Annotated in this window: 15 protein-coding genes; 9 read left to right on the top strand and 6 right to left on the bottom strand. The window is 43.9% G+C overall.

What is annotated here, in order from left to right; translation table 11 throughout:
* Positions 1 to 184 precede the first annotated feature (184 nt).
* The 3 genes from DS891_RS01315 (at position 185) to DS891_RS01305 (ending at position 4933) form a co-directional block, all read left to right on the top strand.
* The gene (locus tag DS891_RS01315; RefSeq protein WP_174168589.1) at positions 185 to 2893 is read left to right on the top strand and encodes a CHASE domain-containing protein; all 2709 of its coding nucleotides are present in this window, start codon (positions 185 to 187) and stop codon (positions 2891 to 2893) included.
* A 221-nt stretch (positions 2894 to 3114) separates the two neighbouring features.
* The gene (locus tag DS891_RS01310) at positions 3115 to 3795 is read left to right on the top strand and encodes an ABC transporter substrate-binding protein (RefSeq protein ID WP_237116936.1); all 681 of its coding nucleotides are present in this window, start codon (positions 3115 to 3117) and stop codon (positions 3793 to 3795) included.
* A 97-nt stretch (positions 3796 to 3892) separates the two neighbouring features.
* Positions 3893 to 4933, top strand: a complete 1041-nt coding sequence (locus DS891_RS01305; RefSeq protein WP_174168588.1) for a tetratricopeptide repeat protein — start codon at positions 3893 to 3895, stop codon at positions 4931 to 4933.
* A 66-nt stretch (positions 4934 to 4999) separates the two neighbouring features.
* Here DS891_RS01305 and grpE read toward each other — a convergent pair whose 3' ends face one another.
* Positions 5000 to 5617 (bottom strand): nucleotide exchange factor GrpE, encoded by a 618-nt coding sequence (gene grpE, locus DS891_RS01300; RefSeq protein WP_102056533.1) that lies wholly within the window; start codon positions 5615 to 5617, stop codon positions 5000 to 5002.
* Positions 5618 to 5682: 65 nt separating this feature from the next.
* Positions 5683 to 6618 carry an HrcA family transcriptional regulator gene (locus DS891_RS01295; protein ID WP_171039494.1) on the bottom strand — a complete coding sequence of 312 codons (936 nt, stop codon included), beginning with the start codon at positions 6616 to 6618 and terminating at the stop codon, positions 5683 to 5685.
* 90 nt (positions 6619 to 6708) lie between these two features.
* Here DS891_RS01295 and nadK point away from each other — a divergent pair, with 90 nt between their 5' ends.
* From nadK to recN, 3 genes are all read left to right on the top strand, one after another.
* A complete protein-coding gene (gene nadK, locus DS891_RS01290; protein WP_045990546.1) occupies positions 6709 to 7593 on the top strand; it encodes an NAD(+) kinase in 885 nt (294 codons plus the stop codon).
* Positions 7594 to 7655: 62 nt separating this feature from the next.
* Positions 7656 to 8237, top strand: a complete 582-nt coding sequence (locus tag DS891_RS01285; protein ID WP_010606436.1) for a hypothetical protein — start codon at positions 7656 to 7658, stop codon at positions 8235 to 8237.
* A 95-nt stretch (positions 8238 to 8332) separates the two neighbouring features.
* On the top strand, positions 8333 to 10009 hold the full coding sequence (recN, locus tag DS891_RS01280; protein WP_174168587.1) for a DNA repair protein RecN: 1677 nt from the start codon (positions 8333 to 8335) through the stop codon (positions 10007 to 10009).
* A gap of 28 nt (positions 10010 to 10037) precedes the next feature.
* On the opposite strand, the gene DS891_RS01275 is transcribed toward recN, so the two are convergent.
* The 4 genes from DS891_RS01275 to DS891_RS01260 form a co-directional block, all read right to left on the bottom strand.
* The gene (locus DS891_RS01275) at positions 10038 to 10433 is read right to left on the bottom strand and encodes a DUF1801 domain-containing protein (RefSeq protein WP_010606434.1); all 396 of its coding nucleotides are present in this window, start codon (positions 10431 to 10433) and stop codon (positions 10038 to 10040) included.
* Positions 10434 to 10826: 393 nt separating this feature from the next.
* Positions 10827 to 12242, bottom strand: coding sequence for an FAD-dependent oxidoreductase (locus DS891_RS01270; RefSeq protein WP_174168586.1), 1416 nt, complete (start codon positions 12240 to 12242; stop codon positions 10827 to 10829).
* Between the two features lie 9 nt (positions 12243 to 12251).
* Positions 12252 to 16709 carry a glutamate synthase large subunit gene (gene gltB, locus DS891_RS01265; RefSeq protein ID WP_174168585.1) on the bottom strand — a complete coding sequence of 1486 codons (4458 nt, stop codon included), beginning with the start codon at positions 16707 to 16709 and terminating at the stop codon, positions 12252 to 12254.
* Positions 16710 to 17321: 612 nt separating this feature from the next.
* A complete protein-coding gene (locus tag DS891_RS01260) occupies positions 17322 to 17666 on the bottom strand; it encodes a Grx4 family monothiol glutaredoxin (protein ID WP_010375406.1) in 345 nt (114 codons plus the stop codon).
* A gap of 386 nt (positions 17667 to 18052) precedes the next feature.
* Here DS891_RS01260 and DS891_RS01255 point away from each other — a divergent pair, with 386 nt between their 5' ends.
* From DS891_RS01255 to DS891_RS01245, 3 genes are all read left to right on the top strand, one after another.
* Positions 18053 to 18634: a Fe-Mn family superoxide dismutase gene (locus DS891_RS01255; protein ID WP_010375405.1), complete on the top strand. Its 582-nt coding sequence runs from the start codon at positions 18053 to 18055 to the stop codon at positions 18632 to 18634.
* 185 nt (positions 18635 to 18819) lie between these two features.
* Positions 18820 to 20742: a PrkA family serine protein kinase gene (locus DS891_RS01250; RefSeq protein WP_010606431.1), complete on the top strand. Its 1923-nt coding sequence runs from the start codon at positions 18820 to 18822 to the stop codon at positions 20740 to 20742.
* 25 nt (positions 20743 to 20767) lie between these two features.
* Entirely contained in the window at positions 20768 to 22051 is a 1284-nt protein-coding gene (locus DS891_RS01245; RefSeq protein WP_174168584.1) for a YeaH/YhbH family protein, read from the top strand.
* Positions 22052 to 22053 lie beyond the last annotated feature (2 nt).

Raw genomic sequence — 22053 nt, 5'->3', positions numbered from 1 at the left:
AGCTTTTATGGTCACATGGCTTATCCGATTTCAATCTACAATTTATCCAAATAACAATTCAAAATATGTCTTTATTGAGCCAATTTAGGCATAAATTCGGGATTGTCACTTCACCGTAATCACTATCAATTCTATGCTATCTGGACTAACATATTGATTAGATTTAAAGCGTAAGGAATATAGCGTGTCGTTAGCGAATGCTCACACAGTTCGCCAGAGCCGATTTTTGCCACTTGTTGCTGCACTACTCGTGTTAGTTGGCAGTATGCTTTATGGGTTGGTGTTATATGAGCAAGAAAAGGAGCATCATGCTGAAAAGGTAGCGGCGGCACTTGCCTCACGGCTTGACCATGTGACTGAGGGTGTAAACGAGCGCGTTACGCTGTATTGGTACGGTATTTTAGGGCTTCGCACTGCAATTTATGCGAATCAACAACACAGCTTTGACTACCAGGCGATGCAGCGTTATATCAGGTCCTTTGACTTCCAAGCAGAATATTCTGGGGCTCGTGGCGTGGGGATCATCAAATATGTCCCCGTTGATAGCGTAAGCAGCTTTGTACAACAAGCACAAGCTGAGCGTACAGACAGAACATTCTCCATCAAAACGCTAAACCCACATAGCACCAGCAAATTTGTTATCCAGTACATTGAACCCGAAGTAAACAACGATAAAGCCGTCGGCTTGGATATAGGTTCCGAAGCTAGTCGTAGAATAGCAGCAATAGAAGCTGCAACTGCCAATGAGCCGAGGCTTACCGCCCCAATTACCTTAGTGCAAGCCGACAATAAAATTAAATACGGCTTTTTGATACTCGCGCCAATTTATACCTCTATTGGTATGGCAACAAATGAAGAAAATCGGTTAGACAACTTAGTTGGTTGGACTTATTCCCCGTTACTTATCGATGAGATCCTGTCGACTTTGCTGTCTTTTCGACAAGATGTTTCAATTCAAATTTCCGATGTAACCAATAACGATGAAAACACACCATTTTATCAGGTGCTAAAAGAAGATATTAAAGAGTTGGATAACTCGGTGGCTAAACAGGTCACCTTGTTTGGTCGCTCTTGGGAAGTAAAAATTTGGCCAACTCCGCAATTTATCCGTTCACTCAATCTCGTCTCTCCTAATACCATTTTGCAAGTTGCGCTGCTGGTGTCTGCGCTATTGGCAATCATCACTTATATTCTGCTTTTAAGCTTTACGCGTCAGCGCTTAGCAGAAAAGGAAAAGCTAGCAGCCGAAGAAGAAAAAGCACAGTCCCTTGCTAAACTGAACTCTTCATTAGAACAGGAAGTAAAAGCACGAACTAAAGAAATCGTAAAATACAGCCAACTTCACACCAGCATTGTTGAAGGTTCGGGTTATGCCATTGTCGCCACCGATCCTGACGGTATCATTACCCAGTTTAACCCTGCTGCTGAGCGTTTATTAGGGTACAAAAAAGATGAACTCATTGGTAAATCATCCCCTGCCATTTTCCATCTTGAGGAAGAGGTCATAGCAAGAGCAAAAGCGTTAACGGAAGAGCTTGGCAGAGTCATTGAACCTGGGTTTGAAGTGTTTGTCGCCAAAGCCAAACAAGGTGTGGTAGATACTAGTCGATGGACTTACGTTACTAAGCAAAATCAACACGTTCAAATTAAGTTAAATGTAACAATCTTGACCGACGAACACGGCAATATTGATGGTTTTTTGGGCATCGCATTAGATCTCACTGAGCAGCTCAAACATGAGCGAGAACTCTCGCACGCCAAAGAAGCAGCTGAGCAAGCAGCCAAAGCCAAAGCCGTCTTTTTGGCGAATATGAGTCATGAAATACGAACCCCCATGAATGGCTTATACGGCACATTACAACTATTAAAGTCGGAACCACTTAACAGCACCGCTACCAACCTACTTGAGAAGGCGACTTACTCGGTTAAGGCACTTAATACTATCATCAACGATATTTTGGATTTCTCTAAAATTGAAGCCGGTAGAATTGAGCTTGAAGAACGACCATTTAATATTGAGGTGTTGGTTGAACATCTACGCTCAGATTTCTTAGTGTTGGCAAAAAACAAGGGATTAAAGCTTAAGATCTACGTTGAACTTGAGCATAAGTTTTGGCTTGGAGACGAAGTCAGAGTCAGGCAAGTGTTGCTTAACCTCTTGTCAAACTCCATTAAGTTTACTGAAACTGGTAGTATTATTACCCATATAAAACCACTCCAAAATGATTCAGGTATGCTTATCACCGTTGCCGACACCGGCATAGGAATGACAGAAGCCACAATCAAAAAACTCTTTTCACGATTTGAGCAGGCGGATAAGTCCACCACCAGAAAATTTGGTGGTACGGGGCTCGGCCTTTCTATCACCCGCTCCCTAATCGACCTGATGGGCGGCACGATAAAAGTAGAAAGTACTGTCGGAGAAGGCAGTCAATTTAGCATCGAGTTGCCCTTGCAAAAGGCTAAGTGTACATCAGAGCAACCAAAAGGCGATCCGCTAACAGCAGCAGACTTGAGCGGTACGTCCATATTGCTGGCTGAGGATAATCCAGTAAACCAGCTGGTAGTGCGTTCTATGATCAGTAAAGCCAATGGTGATATTACGATTGCGAATAATGGTAAAGAGTCCATTGAACAATTCGAGCTAAACAAACCCGACTTAATACTTATGGATATTCAAATGCCTGAAATGGATGGCGTTGAAGCCTGCAAGCGTCTCAAAAGAAAGGATCCCAATATCCCAATAATCGCATTGACTGCAAATGCCTTTGCGGAAGACAAAGCCTTGTATGAGCGCGTCGGATTTGATGGTTATGTTGCCAAACCCATAGAGCAGCTTGAGCTTATCAATACCATAGCGACCGTACTCGCACAGAGCCGCAATGTACAATAATAAATTAAGAAGCAAAAAACACTTTGCGGATACATTAAACATTCTTAATCGTTTAACAAAACACGTGTACCAGTCTTCCTTTGCTGATAAAATAAGCATGCTTTATAAAACGCTCAGAGATTTACGCCATGAAATGTTCTATATCACTTTTACTTAGTTTACTTATCACATTTTGGGCATTTGAAACTTTAGCGAAATGTAGCAAAACTTTGCGCATAGGAATGAACGAAACACTGTGGCCTCCTTATATTTCCCGTAAAGAAGGTAATGTCTCTGGTTTAGAGATTAATGCGCTAAACACCTTGTTTAACGACTCATCTTATTGCTTGGAATATGTCTTTTATCCCACTTCAGCGAGAATGCTAGCAGAGTTAAAGGTAGGTAAGGTAGATGTACTAATGGCTGCGACCAAAACGGCATCTAGAGCTAAGTTTGCTTACTTCACTACACCTTACCGCCAAGAAGTCATGGCATTATTCCAACATAAAGAAAAACCAAAAATTGGCGGCGAAGTCGAGTCGTTGATCCTTGCAGGAAACACATTTGCTCTGAATGCCGGCAGCTACTATGGAATTGCCTTTGAAAAACTGATCCAAGACTTTTATAACGACCAGCTGGTACACCTGCCCAATGCCGCTCGCCGCTTTAAAATGTTGGGTAAACAGCGAGTTGATTATGTTGTTGAAGATAAGCTCGCTGGCGAGCACTTTATTCAAGCCAAAGAGTATACCGATGTTATCTATTCTGGTATCGAGGCGAATAGAACTCCGGTTAGCTATATGCTTAGCAAAGTCAGTTTAACCACTGTAGACCTTGAAAATATTAATCGGCTAATTGAATTGCACCAGAGTGAACTCAACAATTTGTTTTCTTTTCATCACGTTTCCGATCCCCATTTATAATTGAAGAGGTAACCTCTACATTGTTGCTTATCTTTGTATAATGCTGTTTGTCGTAATTGATTTGGAACTATTTGTTACTGCCGACTACAGTTAATAGATGCGCAAAAATGTGGTTGGGATTTGCTTGGTTCGGTTTTTACTCTTTGTAACTTGTACATTTTATTTTTGCCAACATGCGTTGGCGAAAGACTTCTCATATTTTGAAAGTAAGCTAGACGAGGCCAGCGACTATTTAACGGTTAATCCTGCACAATCCTTGATTATTCTCGACAGTTTAGAGCAACTGCCAGATGTACCTGTACCGTTATTTATTCAGTGGCATTTGCTGAGCGCTCGTGCATCTGTACCAACAAACAAAGTTGATAGGCTCTATACCTCAATAAACGCGACCTTTCTGTATCCAGATGACATGTTTTTTAAAGCCAACCTCCCTACCATTTTGAGTGCGCTAGGGATTTGGTTACGCCGACAAGAATACCTTGATGATGCTGATACTAGTCTTAAGTGTGCCTACAAATATGCAGAAAATGACCGCCAACGACTTACGCTGACTAACAGTATGGCGCTAGTTGCCCGCAACCAAGATGACTACCAAAAAGCGAGAACATTGTATGCCAAAGCACGCAAATTAGCTGAGGAGTTAAAGCAAACCCCGGTACTTGCGATGATCGAAAGCAATTTGGGTAGCCTCGCACTTGATCAAGGTCGAGTATTTGAAGCCGAGCAGTATTTTCGCCATGCTCTGTTGGGCTATCAAGCCGTTGATAAACGCTCGGGTCAAATCTCAGCGGGGATTAACTTGATGTTTGTCTTTCTTATTCAAAAACAAATCGTGAACTACGAACGTTTACAAGGGCCCACGTCTACCCTAACCACAGCCTTTCCAAACGAATCAAAACAAGCTTGGCTACAATGGCTTGAGGCGCGCTATAAACAACTCGAGGGGGAGATGCCCAACCAAAGCACTAAGCAAGCGTTACAACTGGCATATACCCAGTTAGAAAGCGATAAAGTAAAGCTACTAGTACATAGATATTTAGCAAAAGAGTTAGGCGTCGAAGTAACGGCTCCCCTCCCCATCACAGCCAAGTCTTTTTCAAGCCCTTGGTTTGATAGAGTGAAGCTGTGTAGCTGGTAAGCAAATACATTCGTTCCTAAACGCAAAAAAGCCGCTCAATGAGCGGCTTTTTCAAATTGAATTTGCTTATTCAGCAGCCTTAGAGACCATCACCATTGCAGGGCGCAATAGACGACCGTTTAAGGTATACCCTTTTTGCATCACAGCAAGCACAGTATTTGGTGATACATCATTGCTTGGCTGAATTGACATTGCTTGGTGTAGCTCTGGGTTAAATGCTTCACCCTGCGGGTTTACCGCTTCAACACCAAATTTAGCAAGGGCATCAGCAAATGTCTTGATAGTCATATCAATACCTTCAAGCACTGGCTTTAAAGTTTCGTTTTCTTTGTCAGAAAACTCAATCGCACGCTCTAGGTTATCGATTACAGGTAGTAATTCGTTTGAGAACTTTTCTAGCGCAAATTTATGCGCTTTTTCAACATCCTGCGCTGCACGGCGACGAACATTTTCAAGCTCAGCAGCGGCGCGAACAACGCTATCTTTTTGTGAGTCGATAGTTTGCTTAGCGGTTTCAAGCTCAGCATACAGACCAGCGATTTCTTCTTCTGGGCTCAACTCACCCGCATTTTCTGCCTGCTCTTCCTGAGTTTGTTGTTCTGCTTGTGCTTCTACAACTTCCGCTTCCGCTTGTGTTTGTTCTTGTTCAAGCTCTTGCTCTGGGGCTTTTGTCTGCTCAGACATGTGGTGATTCTCCGATTCTTTACAACTGCGGTAATTATGGGGATTGAAATGAGAGTTTCAACCCTTTATTGCGGCAATTTTTTGAATTCCGACAAGATAGCTTCGATCTTTGAATCCGCAGGGCAAATGACGCAAAAGCGACTTTGATATTCTCCTTTGGAGAAATACGGCACACTAAGCACCACTACGCGATGTAAACCGAGCATGCTTAGCTCTTCGCCAAGTAACACGGATACACCGTCTTTAAACGCCAAGCGGTCTTCAACTTGGTCTAAAAATCCGACGCCAAGATTAATCTCTCTATCCAACTCTAGGCGGTTATATAAGTAGCGCTCGCCCACAACAATCGCATTATCTGAGCCTAATTGCTGACTTAACTGCTTAGTCCACTGGGCCAAAATATGATGACAACTCGGCGGTGCGCTGTGTGCCATGGCGCGCATTCGGTGCAACCCTTCAACTAAAGTTTGTTGACTGAATACAGTATTCATCCAAGCCGCGAACTGGTAACGCAACGCGTCGGAGTCATCAACGGGTTTATCTATACAAATATTGTGTGATTGCCCCGCTCTGTCTAACAGCAGGACCAGCCAATTTTTACGATCAAAATCGAGCACTTCGACACGGAACATTTGTTTGCTGCTAACTTGTGGTAATCCAACGCAGCAACAGACCTGGAAGTTTTGGCTCAATAAGTGGGCAAAAGAGACTATTGCGGATTGATCTGGTTGCCAATGAACGGCAACATCAGCCAGAGGAAAAAACTCCTGTAGCCAGAATTTTACACCTTGATCGGTGGGCACGCGGCCAGCTGACGTGTGCGGCGAATACAATAAGCCTTGATTTTCAAGTCTTGCCATTGCATTGCGTACGGTTGCAGAACAAATAGCAAGGCCGTCCTGCTTTGCTATTTTGCTGGATGCAACAGGCTGCCCTTCACCATTACAATAATGGCGCATGACCGCACACAGAATTTGTTCATCTCTGGGATTTAGTTTCATAATTATTTTAATATGGGTGTCAATTGCCAGTTTCAAGCACTACGCTTTTAATATAATCTTGCAACAAAGATACCAAGGACAAATGACTGAATGACGACCACGTTTAACACCATCGGCTTAATTGGCAAACCCAACCACGAAGGCGCGGGGACGACCTTACAACGACTCTACACATTTTTGCAAGCATTAGGATATGAAGTACTCGTAGAAGATCGCGTTGCGGAGCAAATAAAGTCGTTAGACGAAGACGCTGTTGTCGAGTTAGTTGAACTAGGTAAACGCTGCGATCTTGCTATTGTTGTTGGTGGTGACGGTAACATGCTTGGTGCGGCGAGAGTACTGGCTCGTTTTGATGTCGCCGTGATTGGGGTTAACCGCGGTAACTTAGGCTTTTTGACAGATTTGAACCCCGAAGGCTTTGAAGCGCAGCTAGAAGCGGTGTTAAGCGGCCAATTTATTGAAGAATCGAGATTTCTGTTAGAGGTGGCAGTATATCGACATCACCAACTTAAAAGCGCAAATTTAGCAATGAACGAAGCCGTATTACACGCTGATAAGGTTGCTCATATGATTGAATTTGAGGCCTTTATCAACGACGACTTTGTATTTTCCCAGCGCTCAGACGGTTTAATTGTCTCGACACCGACGGGGTCAACCGCTTACTCGCTTTCTGGTGGCGGGCCTATTTTAACCCCAGAACTCGACGCTATTTCTTTGGTGCCTATGTTTCCGCATACCTTATCCAGCCGGCCTTTAGTGGTGGATGCAGAAAAAGAAGTCAAACTTAAGTTAAGTCTAGAAAACACCGACAGCTTACAAGTAAGTTGTGACAGCCATGTTGTACTGGCTGTGCTACCTGGCGACGAGGTTATCATCAAAAAAGCGGAGAAAAGACTAAGATTGATCCACCCTAAATGCTACTCCTACTACAATGTTCTTAGACAGAAATTAAATTGGGGCAGTAGGCTTTACTAAGCACGCAAAGTTACGCAAAATAACCTTGGTTAATTTTTCTAATTTAGGTAAATAGCAATAAAATGGCTTACGTTGTATTTTTCACATTGGCGCTGCTTATCACTATACTTTCAGTGTATTTAGTGATTGAAAATAATAGAAGAAAAGCCCGTGAAGCGGAAAAAAAAGCCTTTAACGATCGTTTAAAAGTGATTAGTAGCAACTTTAAACTTAAAGTTGCTGAATTCGTCGAAGCGAAGATTTTAAGGCCAAAATACGCACCGCAGATCAATGCAATTGTTGGCAACTTTTTTGTCGTTCAAGCCCACTCGGAAGAAAACTTAGCGCAACTGGAAAAAGTGTCTGAGTTATTTATCTATTCAGTGACAAACGAGCTTAACAAGTGTCGCTCAAATGGCAATATGGATTTGCTTGCTGAGCAATTACAATATTTTGTTGCCGAATTACCCACGGCAGGCATTGCCTATAATCGCGATTTCTATCGCGAGATGCTCCCGGCCCTCATTGCTCGCATTCAAACACCTGAAACACCAGCACAACAGCAAGATGAAGATGTATTAGACTCACCAGAACTAACTAGCTCAGAGCCATCCAACCAACAAAAGCAAGCAGCAGCCTTAGTAAAAGAGCATGCCGTCGGTTAATCTTGCTATTATTTTTAGCAGAATTTTTTAATTTGAGTTGCTAAACAACAAAATACTGTATAAATTAACAGTAATTCTCTGTTAGGGTGTACAGTATGCTTTTAGCTTTAAATATTCAAAATTTTGCTATTGTTAGTGCGCTAAATACTGACTGGCATTGTGGCATGACCGCAATTACAGGTGAAACAGGCGCAGGTAAGTCCATTGCAATTGATGCGCTTTCTTTATGTCTCGGTGAGCGCGCTGATCCTTCTGCTATTCGTCCAGGTACCGACAAAGCGGATATCTCTGCTCAGTTTGATGTTTCAAATCTCCCAGCTGCCAAACGCTTTCTAACGGAGCATATGCTAGATAACGAAGAGAATGAATGTATTCTTCGTCGTGTTATTAGTAAAAGTGGGCGTAGTAAAAGCTACATCAATGGCTCCCCTGTTACTGCTGGCCAGCAAAAAGAGTTAGGCCAACATCTTATTGCAATCCATGGACAACACGCCCATCAGCTACTGCTAAAGCCAGAATATCAACTGCACTTGCTAGATGCCTATGCTAACCACACGACTTTGTTACAAGCAGTTAAGGGGCAATATAATCACTACCATAAACTGCAAAAAGAATATGCCGAACTACAAAAGTCACAGCAGGCACAAGCCGCAAAAAAACAACTTCTTGAGTACCAAGTAGCGGAGCTTGACGAGTTTGCCCTACAAGAAGGCGAATATGAAGATATTGAGACCGAACATTCACGCCTAAGCCATAGCCAAACCATTTTAGAACAATGCCACCGTGAGCTCTCTCGCCTTTATGAAAATGACGAGCAGACTGTGCTATCGCAACTACAACAAAGTGCACAAGTGTTCTCTGAACTCACCAGTTTTGACAAAACCCTTGAGAATATTGCGCAAGTGCTTGAAGAGGCAGCAGTACAAGTGGAAGAAGCCAGTAGAGAGATCCGCAGTTATTCCGATTCTGTCGAACAAGATCCGATGCGACTACAAGAGCTAGAAGATAGACTCTCTCAAGCTCTAGATTTAGCTAGAAAGCATCAAGTTCAGCCAGAATTGCTATATCAGCACCATCAAGCACTACAACACGAGCTTGAGTCTATTAGCTCTGATTCTGCACGACTGGATGCATTAGAGGAGGAAATTGCTGAAGCCATCAACGCTTATAACCAAGCTGCACAAGGATTAAGTCAAAGCCGCCAGCAAGCCAGTGCATCTCTTAACGAACGTATTTCTGCAAGTATGAAAGAGCTTGCGATGGGTGATGGTCAATTTGAGATCCAGTTAACGCCTAATCTTGGCGCTAAACCGAGCCCTCTTGGGTATGACCACATTGAATTTTACGTCTCTACTAACCCAGGCCAACCTTTACAGCCTATGGGCAAAGTTGCCTCGGGTGGTGAACTATCTCGGATAAGCTTAGCCATTCAAGTGATTATCGCAACACGCGTTACGACACCCACTTTGATTTTCGATGAAGTTGATGTAGGGATATCAGGTCCAACGGCTGCAACCGTAGGTAAATTGCTACGTCAGCTTGGCCAGTCCACGCAAGTTATTTGTGTTACCCATTTACCGCAAGTGGCATGCAGTGGTCACAACCAGTTCTTTGTCGCAAAACGGGTAGAACATGGCGAAACCTTTACCAAAATGACCCCAATGGCAGAAAGCCAACGCATTGATGAAATAGCAAGGTTAATTGGTGGAGATAAAATAAGTGACACGACAAGAGCGAGTGCAAAAGAATTATTACAAGTACAAAGTGCTTAGCCGTTATCAGGCTGATTGCTCCTGTTGATTAACGCGCAGCGTTATACCGAATTGCTGCGCGGATCAATGTACAGAAATGGGCTTCATTGATGGTGTCCTGCTGTTTTATATCAATCGCCCGTCGAGTGTTACCTGCAAACCCTGTATTGAATAACTGGTGCTCATCTTCAAACTTTGCACCGTATGCAAAGGTAAGTTTGACCTTATCTTTGTATACTTCGCCCGTGCAGATCATGCCAGCTTTTGACCAGACAGGCACTCCTGTTGGGTTGCTTGGCTTACGCCACTTGATATCTTCTTCTACCTCTTTATCAACACTTAGGATCAGACTTCTGACCTGCTGCAATACCACTGCACGCCAATCGCTTAAGCTCGCTATCTTTGCAGTGACCGCATCAGCGCCTGAGTTTATTGTTTCATTCATGATCTTTCCTTAATACTATTGATAAATATATGTTGAGTAAAATTAAGTTAGTGGCTAACAAGGGCCTGTTGACCTTTGCTGTTTGATTTTTGTTCTTCTGAGTGCGTTTTGGTCGCGACGCGCAACTTGCCGCCTAGTAATCTAGGTAAAAGTTGAGCAACAATGAACAAAGCACACTCAGGTGAACCCAAAGGGCAGCGCTTGATTAGCATTTCTACTGTGTTATCGCCTGACTCACATAGAACAACTATGCTACGCAGACTCTGCCTTGTATAAACACCAATCAAACTGCTGCAAAAACAAACTTAAAAGATAAACAGTCCCTACGCAAAATTCAAATAAAAAAACCCCAGCTACAACGAATGTAGTTGGGGTTTGTGAACGACAAAAGCGTTAAACTTCTAAATAATCCAAAATGCCTTCAGCAGCGTTGCGGCCTTCAAAAATCGCCGTTACCACTAAATCAGAACCTCGTACCGCGTCGCCACCGGCAAAGATCTTAGGATTACTTGTTTGATGTGTAAATGCGCCTTTTTCTGGTGCAACAATACCGCCCCAGTGATTTATTGCTACATCGTATTGTGCTAACCAATCAAGGTTGTGAGGCTTAAAACCAAATGCCATGATCACCGCGTCGGCTTCTAGTGTATGCTCAGAGCCTTCCACGGTTTCAGCACTACGGCGACCATTTTTGTCAGGTTCACCTAATTGTGTTTTCACCATTTTAACGCCCGTGACTTTGCCTGAGCTGTCAATTTCAATACCAACCGGCTGTAAATTGAATCTAAATTCAACCCCTTCTTCTTTGGCATTTTTAACTTCTCGAACTGAGCCTGGCATGTTTTCTTCATCACGACGATAAGCACAGATCACGGATTGCGCATTTTGTCTGACTGACGTTCTAACACAGTCCATCGCTGTGTCACCACCACCTAGTACCACCACGCGCTTACCAGCCATGTTCACATAGTTATGCTGACTTTCGTCATAGCCCATAACTCGGTTGGTGTTACCAATCAAAAATGGTAGCGCATCATAAACACCATCGGCATCTTCATTTGCAAGATTACCTTTCATGCTTTGGTACGTCCCCACACCTAAGAATACCGCGTCGTATTGCGACAATAACTCGTCCATTGAGACATCACGACCAACCTCGGTATTGAGTTTAAACTCAACGCCCATTTCGGTGAAAATCTCGCGACGGTTTTCCATTACCGATTTTTCTAATTTGAATGACGGGATCCCAAAGGTCAGCAAGCCACCAATCTCTGGGTTACGATCATACACCACAGGGCGCACGCCGTTTCGCACTAGAATATCTGCACAGCCAAGCCCTGCCGGACCCGCGCCTATGATTGCGACTTTCTTATCAGTCCAAGTAACGTAAGAAAGATCAGGCTTCCAGCCCTGTGCAAACGCCGTATCAGTAATATATTTTTCAATATTTCCTATAGTCACTGCACCAAACTCTTCGTTCAGCGTACACGCCCCCTCACAAAGCCTATCTTGCGGACATACTCGACCACACACTTCAGGCAAACTATTGGTACGGTGAGATAGCTCCGCTGCCTCAATGATTCTGCCGGTACGAATAAGTTTGAGCCATTGCGGAATATAGTTGTGAACTGGGCACTTCCATTCACAATACGGATTACCACAATCTAAACAACGATCGGATTGCGAATGAACTTGCTGCTCAGAAAATGGCTCATAAATTTCAACAAAAGATTGCTTACGCGTAGAAATAGGCTTTTTGCGCGGATCTACACGTTGTACATCGATAAATTGGTAAACGTTCTCGCTCATTGCTCTCTCCTACTGCGCCTGAATTCTTAGCTCAGCGCTACTACGCGCTCGGTGGCCAAGTAAACTGTTTAAATCGCTCGACTTTGGCTTTACCAATGTAAACATTGGCAAATACAACTCAAAGTTAGCTAAGATCTGCTCAGCTCGAGTTGAGCTCGTTAAATCTAAATGCTCTGCAATTAAACCGCGTAGATGTTCTTGGTGCGATGCCAGCGCTTTGAGGTCTACCAGCTCGACCAACTCAGGGTTGATCCGCTTATCAAAATCACTTTCTTCATCAAGTACATAGGCAAAACCACCAGTCATGCCTGCGCCAAAGTTAACGCCAACTTGACCAAGCACACACACCACGCCTCCCGTCATGTATTCGCAGCCATTATCACCAAGCCCTTCCACAACCGCTTGTACACCCGAATTCCGCACGGCAAAGCGCTCCCCAGCTCGACCTGCTGCAAACAACTTGCCGCCGGTCGCGCCATATAAACAGGTGTTACCGATGATAGCCGCCTGATGAGAGGCAAAGCTTGAGCCAACAGGAGGACGCACGACTAGCTTTCCACCAGCCATCCCTTTACCAACGTAATCGTTAGCATCACCGACTAATGTCATTTCAAGGCCACCCGCATTCCACACCCCAAACGATTGCCCTGCTGTACCATGTAACTCAAGTGCGATTGGATCTGCTGCCATACCTTGGTTACCATGCTTGCTCGCGATATAACCAGACAGCATTGCACCGATAGAGCGATCCGTATTGGATATACGACTCACCAACGAGATACCTGTCATTTCATCGATTGCCGTCTTCGCTTTCGCTAGTAAGCTTTCGTTCAACGCACCACTGTAATGTGACGGATTAGTATGGGTGCAATACAGCGCTTCATTTGACGGATTGTTCGGCTTCGCTAGAAGCGGACTTAAGTCGAGCTTTTTCTGCTTTGCAGTATTACCTTCAATGGCTTCAAGTAAATCCGTTCTACCAATCAAATCGGTGAGTTTTGTGACTCCCAAAGCGGCCATCAGTTCACGAGCCTCTTGCGCAATAAACTTAAAGTAGTTCATCGCCATTTCCGGCAATCCGTGATAATGCTTTTGACGCAACGTATCATCTTGCGTAGCAACACCGGTTGCACAGTTATTAAGGTGACAGATCCGCAGGTACTTACAGCCAAGCGCAACCATAGGGCCGGTACCAAAACCAAAGCTCTCAGCACCCAAAATTGCTGCTTTAATAATATCTAATCCGGTCTTTAAGCCGCCATCTGTTTGCAACCTAATGCGGTGGCGTAGACCATTTTCAACCAACGCCTGTTGCGTTTCAGCAAGGCCGAGCTCCCATGGGCTACCAGCATACTTTACCGATGTCAGCGGACTCGCCCCAGTACCACCGTCATAACCGGCAATGGTAATGAGATCGGCATACGCTTTAGCAACACCAGTCGCAATCGTGCCGACACCGGGCTCTGAAACCAGCTTGACCGAGATCATCGCTTCAGGATTGACCTGTTTGAGGTCAAAAATAAGCTGAGCTAAGTCTTCGATCGAATAAATATCGTGATGCGGCGGCGGCGAAATCAAAGTAACACCAGGAACCGAATAGCGTAGCTTCGCGATATAAGGGGTGACTTTTTCACCTGGAAGCTGACCACCCTCGCCCGGCTTTGCCCCTTGCGCAACTTTGATTTGAATAACGTCAGCTGAACGCAAATAATGTGGTGTCACACCGAATCGGCCAGAAGCAACCTGCTTAATACGCGAATTCTTTTCTGTACCAAAACGTAGCTTATCCTCACCACCCTCACCAGAGTTAGAGCAACCGCCGAGGCGATTCATCGCAATTGCTAACGCCTCGTGTGCCTCTGGTGATAATGCACCGATACTCATCGCAGCTGAGTCAAAACGTTTGTAGAGCTCGGTAGCAGGCTCAACGTCATTGATGTCGATTGCTTGTTGCGCCGTATTAAGCTTAAGCATATCTCGCAGATTTGTAATTGGGCGGTTATTTACCAGCTCCGCGTATTTAACGTAGTCTTGATAGTTACCCGAACGAACAGCGGTCTGCAAAGTTTGCACGACATCTGGGTTATACGCATGGTATTCACCACCATGCACATACTTTAATAATCCACCGTGTGATAGTAGTTTACGCTTGCTAAATGCCAATTTATTGAGTTGTTGTTGCTCCAAGGCAAAATCGTCAAAACACGCACCTTTAATACGGTTTGCAACGCCTTTGAAGCACAATTCAACCACCTCATCGGATAAACCGACGGCTTCAAACAACATCGAACAACGATAGGAAGCAATGGTGCTGATCCCCATCTTCGACATGATTTTGTATAAACCTTTGTTAATCGCGCCGCGATAAGACAAAGTCACCTCGCGGTAAGACTTTTTAATGATCTTCTTATCACACATTGCAACAAGGGTTTCGTAGGCTAGATAAGGATAAATCGCTGTTGCGCCAAAACCTAACAAAACAGCAAACTGGTGCGGATCTCTTACGCTACCTGTTTCAACCAAAATATTGGTGTCGCAACGCTGGTTGCCATCCACTAGTCGTCTTTGTACTGCCCCCACGGCCATCGCCGCTGGGATAACTTGTTTACCTGCAGCGATTTCTCGGTCACTGAGCACTAACATCACGCACCCAGAACCTGCTTTTGCAACGGCTTCATCACAAATGCGCTTGATTGCATCTTGCAATGACTCTTCAATCTCGTAAATCAATGAAATTTTACACGCACAGTAATGGTCATCATCGGCGGCTAATAGCTGCTGCATGTCAGAATAAGTCAATACTGGCGAGGCAAATTGCAAACGTTTAGCGTGACCTGTGGTTTCGTTGAAAACGTTTTGCTCACGACCAATACAAGTCGCCAGTGACATTACATGATTTTCCCGTAATGGATCGATTGGCGGGTTCGTGACCTGAGCAAACTTCTGGCGGAAGTAGTCAAATATCGAACGGTGTCCTTCAGATAGCACTGCAAATGGCGTATCGTCACCCATTGAGCCGGTTGCTTCTTGGCCGTTTTCGCCCATTACGCGGATCACTTGGTCGAGCTCTTCATTGGTATAACCAAACTGCTTCTGATAGGTCAGCAAAGTTTCGTCGTCAAGATCGCGCTTGCCAGCTGCTTTCTCATCTAGCGCTTCAAATGGCGTTAAACGCTTAACATTTTGCTCAAGCCAAGTTTTGTACGGGTGTCTGGATTTCAGGTCTTGATCGATTTCATCGGACTGCCAAATCTTGCCATGTAAGGTATCAACCACCAGTAATTCACCTGGACCCACGCGACCTTTTTCTATAACTTCATCTGGCGCGTAATCCCAAATGCCCACTTCCGAGGCAAGCGTAATAAAGCCGTCTTGCGTGATCACATAGCGGGCAGGACGAAGACCGTTACGGTCCAAATTACAGGCAGCAAAGCGTCCATCAGACATCACGATGCCAGCTGGGCCATCCCACGGCTCCATATGCATGGAGTTAAAGTCATAGAATGCGCGTAAGTCTTCATCCATGGCACGATTTTTCTGCCATGCAGGTGGCACTAACATACGCATAGCGCGGAATAAGTCCATGCCACCAGCTAAAAATAGCTCTAGCATGTTATCTAAACTAGACGAGTCAGAACCCGTTTCATTGACAAACGGTGCCGCATTTTGTAAGTCTGGTAATAACGGCGACGCGAACTTGTAAGCACGCGCTCTCGCCCACTGACGGTTACCTTCAATAGTATTGATTTCACCATTGTGAGCTAAATAGCGGAACGGTTGCGCCAACGGCCATCGAGGCTGTGTATTGGTTGAAAAGCGCTGATGGAATACACAAATCGCACTGGTCATCCGCATATCAGCAAGATCAGTATAAAAATTCGGTAGATCCGCAGGCATCATTAAGCCTTTATAGATAGTCACCAAACCGGACAAACTACAAATATAAAACTGCTCATCTTGCTCTAAACGCTTTTCGATGCGTCGTCTTGCAATATATAGACGACGCTCTAAATCTTTAGGACGCCACCCTTCAGGCGCACCGACAAAAACCTGTTTAAACTGCGGTAATTGTGCTTTAGCGATAGGACCTAACATAGATGGATCGGTGGGTACTTCACGCCAACCAATGAGCGTCAGTGTTTCTTTTTCTAATTCTTCACTGATCACTTTCTCAGCCGCAGCTGCAAGCTCATGATCCTGATTTAAAAATAGCATACCTACCGCATAGTTTTTGCCCACATGCCAATCATTTTCAGCTGCGACGGCGCGAAAAAAACTATCCGGTTTTTGTAATAACAGTCCGCAGCCATCGCCGGTTTTGCCATCTGCAGAAATACCACCTCGGTGCTGCATGCGGTCCAAACCTGTGATTGCTGTACGGATCAGTTTGTGACTCGGCTGACCGCTTACATGCGCAATCAAGCCAAATCCACAGTTATCTTTTTCTAATTTTGAGTCGTATAACATAGACTCCTCCCCTTGCTACAACGGCCAGCCCATGACGGTACGACGAAATGCTGGCAGATATTCAAAATTAGCCTTGATTGAAAGTAGAGTCAACACAAATATGAATACATATTCATAAACTTGAATATTTCTCATTGGTAAGACAAGTTAGCCAAAACCGTAATAAATTTGCCACTTTGAAAATAGTGAATATAAATTTGTAAAATGACACCGGTATCACACCAATAAAAATGCAACAAAACACAACCGAGAATAAACGTTTACGTAAACGTAAACTTTGATAAAAATGAATAATTATTCATTTTTTCAGTTTTGTAAAACTCAATATCGGAGCGCGTTCGATTACACTGTTTATATAGGTATGCAAAACAGAGCGCGTTTTTAGCTTGACGCTAACGTCAACTTAAGTTGATAAAAATAAGCGAGTAGCTCTGAGTTAGATAAGCGCGGATAGCGTTAATGAAAGTGTAGATATCTTAAATTCAATGAACTGCCGGTTTTCAACCAAACAGCAGACAAAAAGACTTGCTAAAAAAAGTAGGTAGGAAGATATTAGAAGATTTTTAGAAAATAAAGCATGGCAGAGTATCTACTCTGCCATTAGCGGTTAGCTTATTCCGCTGCTGCTTCGTCTTTCTTATATTTAGCTGCTGTTTCAGCAATAAGAGGTTGAAGCTCACCCTTTTGGAACATCTCAATGATGATGTCACAACCACCGATTAACTCACCTTCTACCCAAAGCTGAGGGAAAGTTGGCCAGTTCGCATAATGCGGTAGTTCAGCACGAATGTCTGGATTTAATAAAATGTCAACATAAGCAAACTGCTCACCACACGCCATCAAAGCCTGAGATGCCTGCGAAGAGAAACCACAGTTAGGGAGTTTTGGCGACCCTTTCATATATAGAATAATTGGATTTTCTTCGATCTGCTGTTTAATCTTGTCAATAGTTTCCATTAGTTACCTCAAAATGACGTTTCATCCAATGCTTATCAATATTTAGTTTAGCATCGGCGTTTTAGCTTGCTACTCACCTTAACAACACCTGTTGCATTCATAATGCCAAACTTTAAGCAGCGATAGAACCTTAGCTGCCATGGCTAAAATAAGCATAACCGCCTGTCACGATGTTCTACGCTTTGACTTCTATTCGGCATATGTTCACAAAGAATGTGTATTATAAGTCATTAAGTCACTGGCACGCATTGCTGTTTGCCAAAACTTGAGTAAAATAGTCAGGAATTATAGTATCACTATATAGGCCAATGGTATAGAAAAGTGGGCTGATGTTAGCTACCTTTCGTATGCGTTATTGGCAAATCAACCAAAAAATGGAGATTAATATGGCATTTGAACTACCGTCACTACCTTATGCACTAAATGCTCTTGAGCCGCACGTTTCTCAAGAGACGCTAGAATTCCACCACGGTAAGCACCACAACACATACGTTGTAAAGCTTAACGGTCTTATCGAAGGTACTGACTTTGAAGGTAAATCACTAGAAGAGATCGTATGTAGCTCTGAAGGTGGTGTTTTCAACAATGCTGCTCAAATCTGGAACCACACTTTCTACTGGCACAGCCTTGCGCCAAATGCAGGTGGCGAACCAACAGGTAAAGTTGCTGAACTAATTAATGCAAAATGGGGCTCATTCGCAGCATTCCAAGAAGCTTTCAACGACAAAGCAGTTAACAACTTTGGTTCAAGCTGGACTTGGTTAGTACAACTAGCTGACGGTTCTCTAGATATCGTTAACACTTCAAATGCAGCAACGCCGCTGACTGAAGAAGGTGTTACACCTATCATCACAGTTGACCTGTGGGAACACGCTTACTACATCGATTACCGTAATGTTCGTCCTGATTACCTTAAAGGTTTCTGGGCACTTGTTAACTGGGATTTCGCAAACAGCAACCTAGCTTAACATCAACTATCAGTATTGATGCAACAATGGGGCGCAAAAGCGCCCTTTTTTATGTCTGTAACTCAACATTAATACATAAAAAATCTAGTTTTTTTTGGGTATTCTTCATATCGCGACTAAGCTTTAAGTAACCTTTCCAAATCTGTGATCCGCAAACCACACCAAGTAGCTTATTGGAGGTCGTTATGACAATATTTGAACATTATCAGGCCAGATATGAAGCCGCGCAAGAAGAAGAGTACACCATCGCGGAATTTCTTGAAATTTGTAAAAATGACAAATCAGCCTATGCCAGCGCACCTGAGCGACTTCTGATGGCAATAGGCGAACCAGAAATGATCGATACGTCGAAAGATGCCAGACTTAGCAGGCTGTTTTCGAATAGAGTAATAGCTCGATACCCTGCCTTCAATGAGTTTTACGGTATGGAGGATGCCATCGAACAAATCGTATCGTATCTCAAACATGCCGCACAGGGGCTTGAAGAGTGCAAACAAGTACTCTATTTACTCGGCCCGGTAGGTGGTGGTAAATCGTCTATCGCAGAAAAGCTCAAGTATTTAATGCAAAAGGTGCCGGTTTATTCTTTAAAAGGCTCACCCGTTAATGACCACCCGCTTTGCTTGTTTAGCCCACAAGAAGATGCTGACCTACTTGAAAAAGAGTACGGCATTCCTGGGCGCTATATTAAAACGATAATGTCTCCATGGGCGACCAAACGCTTACATGAGTACAATGGAGATATTACCCAATTTAAGGTCGTAAAACGTTACCCTTCCATTCTTGATCAAATTGCTATCGCGAAAACGGAGCCTGGGGATGAGAACAACCAAGATATCTCAGCACTGGTGGGCAAAGTAGATATCCGTAAACTGGAGCATTTCGCTCAAAATGACCCCGATGCCTATGCGTATTCTGGAGCGCTATGCCTTGCGAACCAAGGTTTGATGGAATTTGTCGAGATGTTTAAAGCACCCATTAAGGTGCTACACCCGCTACTAACTGCAACCCAAGAAGGCAACTACAATGGTACGGAGGGTATTTCCGCCCTACCATTTAGCGGCCTAATACTTGCTCACTCTAACGAATCTGAATGGCAAACCTTTAAGAACAATAAAAACAACGAGGCATTTTTAGACCGTGTTTACATCGTTAAAGTGCCTTATTGTTTACGCGTGTCTGAAGAGGTCAAAATTTACGAGAAGCTTATTGAAAATAGTGAGCTCAGGGAAGCCCCCTGTGCGCCTGGCACTTTAGAAACTTTAGCGAAGTTTTCAGCACTGTCTCGGATTAAAGAGCCAGAGAACTCCAGTATCTATTCAAAAATGCGGGTGTACGATGGTGAAAGCTTAAAAGACACAGATCCAAAAGCTAAGTCCTATCAAGAATACAGAGACTACGCTGGTGTGGACGAAGGCATGAGCGGCCTCTCAACTCGCTTTGCCTTTAAGATCCTCTCTCGTGTGTTTAACTTTGACCACAGTGAAGTCGCAGCAAACCCAGTTCATTTATTTTATGTACTTGAGCAACAAATTGAGCGCGAACAATTTAACGCAGAAGTACAAGAGCGCTACCTAAGCCACCTTAAAGGGTATCTAATTCCGCAATATGTCGAATTTATTGGTAAAGAGCTACAAACAGCTTACCTTGAGTCGTACTCTGAGTACGGCCAAAACATTTTTGACCGCTATGTTACCTATGCAGATTTTTGGATCCAAGATCAAGAATATCGTGACCCAGATACTGGCCAACTGTTTGATAGAGCCGCACTTAACGGCGAGCTGGAAAAGATTGAAAAGCCAGCCGGTATTTCCAATCCCAAAGATTTCCGTAACGAGATAGTCAACTTTGTTTTAAGAGCAAGAGCCCATCACAATGGTGACAATCCAGTATGGACCAGCTATGAAAAACTAAGAACGGTTATCGAGAAGAAAATGTTCTCTAATACCGAAGACTTACTCCCTGTGATTTCGTTTAATGCAAAAACCTCTGCCGAAGATCAGAAGAAGCACGAGGACTTTGTCAATCGTATGGTTGATAAAGGCTATACCCAAAAACAAGTTCGCCTACTTTCAGAATGGTATTTAAGAGTTAGAAAGTCACAGTAACTTGTTAGTATGAAGAGGGTGTTATATGGCGCATTTTATTGACCGCCGTCTTAACGGTAAAAATAAGAGCACTCTGAACCGCCAACGTTTTATCCGCCGCTACAAGAAGCAGATAAAGAAAGCGGTTTCAGAGGCCATCAACAAACGTAGTGTGACTGATATCTCCAGTGGCGAAAGCATTTCTATCCCACAACGAGATATCAGCGAGCCCACTTTCCATCAGGGAAAAGGGGGTGACAGAGAGCTCATTCACCCAGGTAACGATCAATTTTCAACGGGCGATCGGATCCAACGCCCTCCTTCTGGGCAAGGTGGTGGGTCAGGTGATGGCGAGGCAAGTAACCAAGGCGAAGGACAAGACGACTTTGTATTTTCTATTTCAAAAGACGAATACTTAGACCTATTGTTTGAAGACTTGGAGTTACCCAACTTACAACAAAGCCAGTTAGATAAATTAATGCAATTGAAAACGCATCGAGCTGGCTTTTGTAATGATGGTATGCCTAGTAACCTAGATATTGTACGTAGTTTAAAAGGCTCAATGGCACGCCGCATTGCGATGACCTCGAGTAAACGCCGAGAGTTAAGGGAGTTGGAGGAAGAACTGGCGAGTATGCTTGCTGAACCGGTTCCTCCTCAACAAAAAATCAATGATATAGAACTGCGGATCCAAGTGCTAAAAGAGCAAATAGCCGCGGTGCCTTTCATCGACAATTACGACCTACGCTTTCGTAATTACGAAAGGCGTCCGCACCCCACCAGCAAAGCGGTCATGTTTTGCTTGATGGATGTGTCTGGCTCAATGGATCAAGCCACCAAAGACATGGCAAAACGTTTTTATATTTTGCTCTATCAGTTCTTAACCCGCACTTATAAAGATATTGAGGTAGTCTATATCCGCCACCATACCCAAGCAAAAGAAGTAGACGAGCAAGAGTTTTTCTACTCGCAAGAGACTGGTGGCACAATTGTCTCAAGTGCGCTGAAATTAATGGATGAAATCATTCAAGAGCGTTATGCCCAAGGCGATTGGAATATTTACGCCGCACAAGCCTCTGACGGTGATAACTGGGCAGATGATTCTCCACAATGCACCCAGATACTCTCTAACAAACTACTTAAAATTGTCCGCTACTATGCGTATATAGAGATAACGACCCGTGCACACCAAAGTCTGTGGCGGGAGTATCAAGGAGTAGCCAACTCATTTGACAACTTTGCTATGCAGCACATTCGAGGTGTAGAAGATATTTACCCTATCTTTAGAGAATTGTTCAAGAAGAACAAAAATAAGCAAAGTGCGGCATAATT

The organism is Pseudoalteromonas sp. JC28, assembly GCF_013319255.1.
In the GTDB taxonomy this organism is placed as follows: Bacteria; Pseudomonadota; Gammaproteobacteria; order Enterobacterales; family Alteromonadaceae; genus Pseudoalteromonas.
This window is presented reverse-complemented; position numbering and strand designations above follow the sequence as displayed.

Excerpts from the sequence above, each read along its gene's own strand:
- DS891_RS01285 (WP_010606436.1), top strand. The coding sequence starts at position 7,656 with ATGGCTTACGTTGTATTTTTCACATTGGCGCTGCTTATCACTATACTT.
- DS891_RS01270 (WP_174168586.1), bottom strand. The coding sequence starts at position 12,242 with ATGAGCGAGAACGTTTACCAATTTATCGATGTACAACGTGTAGATCCG.
- DS891_RS01250 (WP_010606431.1), top strand. The coding sequence starts at position 18,820 with ATGACAATATTTGAACATTATCAGGCCAGATATGAAGCCGCGCAAGAA.
- DS891_RS01305 (WP_174168588.1), top strand. The coding sequence starts at position 3,893 with ATGCGCAAAAATGTGGTTGGGATTTGCTTGGTTCGGTTTTTACTCTTT.
- recN (WP_174168587.1), top strand. The coding sequence starts at position 8,333 with ATGCTTTTAGCTTTAAATATTCAAAATTTTGCTATTGTTAGTGCGCTA.
- nadK (WP_045990546.1), top strand. The coding sequence starts at position 6,709 with ATGACGACCACGTTTAACACCATCGGCTTAATTGGCAAACCCAACCAC.
- gltB (WP_174168585.1), bottom strand. The coding sequence starts at position 16,709 with ATGTTATACGACTCAAAATTAGAAAAAGATAACTGTGGATTTGGCTTG.
- DS891_RS01245 (WP_174168584.1), top strand. The coding sequence starts at position 20,768 with ATGGCGCATTTTATTGACCGCCGTCTTAACGGTAAAAATAAGAGCACT.
- grpE (WP_102056533.1), bottom strand. The coding sequence starts at position 5,617 with ATGTCTGAGCAGACAAAAGCCCCAGAGCAAGAGCTTGAACAAGAACAA.
- DS891_RS01310 (WP_237116936.1), top strand. The coding sequence starts at position 3,115 with ATGAACGAAACACTGTGGCCTCCTTATATTTCCCGTAAAGAAGGTAAT.
- DS891_RS01255 (WP_010375405.1), top strand. The coding sequence starts at position 18,053 with ATGGCATTTGAACTACCGTCACTACCTTATGCACTAAATGCTCTTGAG.
- DS891_RS01295 (WP_171039494.1), bottom strand. The coding sequence starts at position 6,618 with ATGAAACTAAATCCCAGAGATGAACAAATTCTGTGTGCGGTCATGCGC.
- DS891_RS01260 (WP_010375406.1), bottom strand. The coding sequence starts at position 17,666 with ATGGAAACTATTGACAAGATTAAACAGCAGATCGAAGAAAATCCAATT.
- DS891_RS01275 (WP_010606434.1), bottom strand. The coding sequence starts at position 10,433 with ATGAATGAAACAATAAACTCAGGCGCTGATGCGGTCACTGCAAAGATA.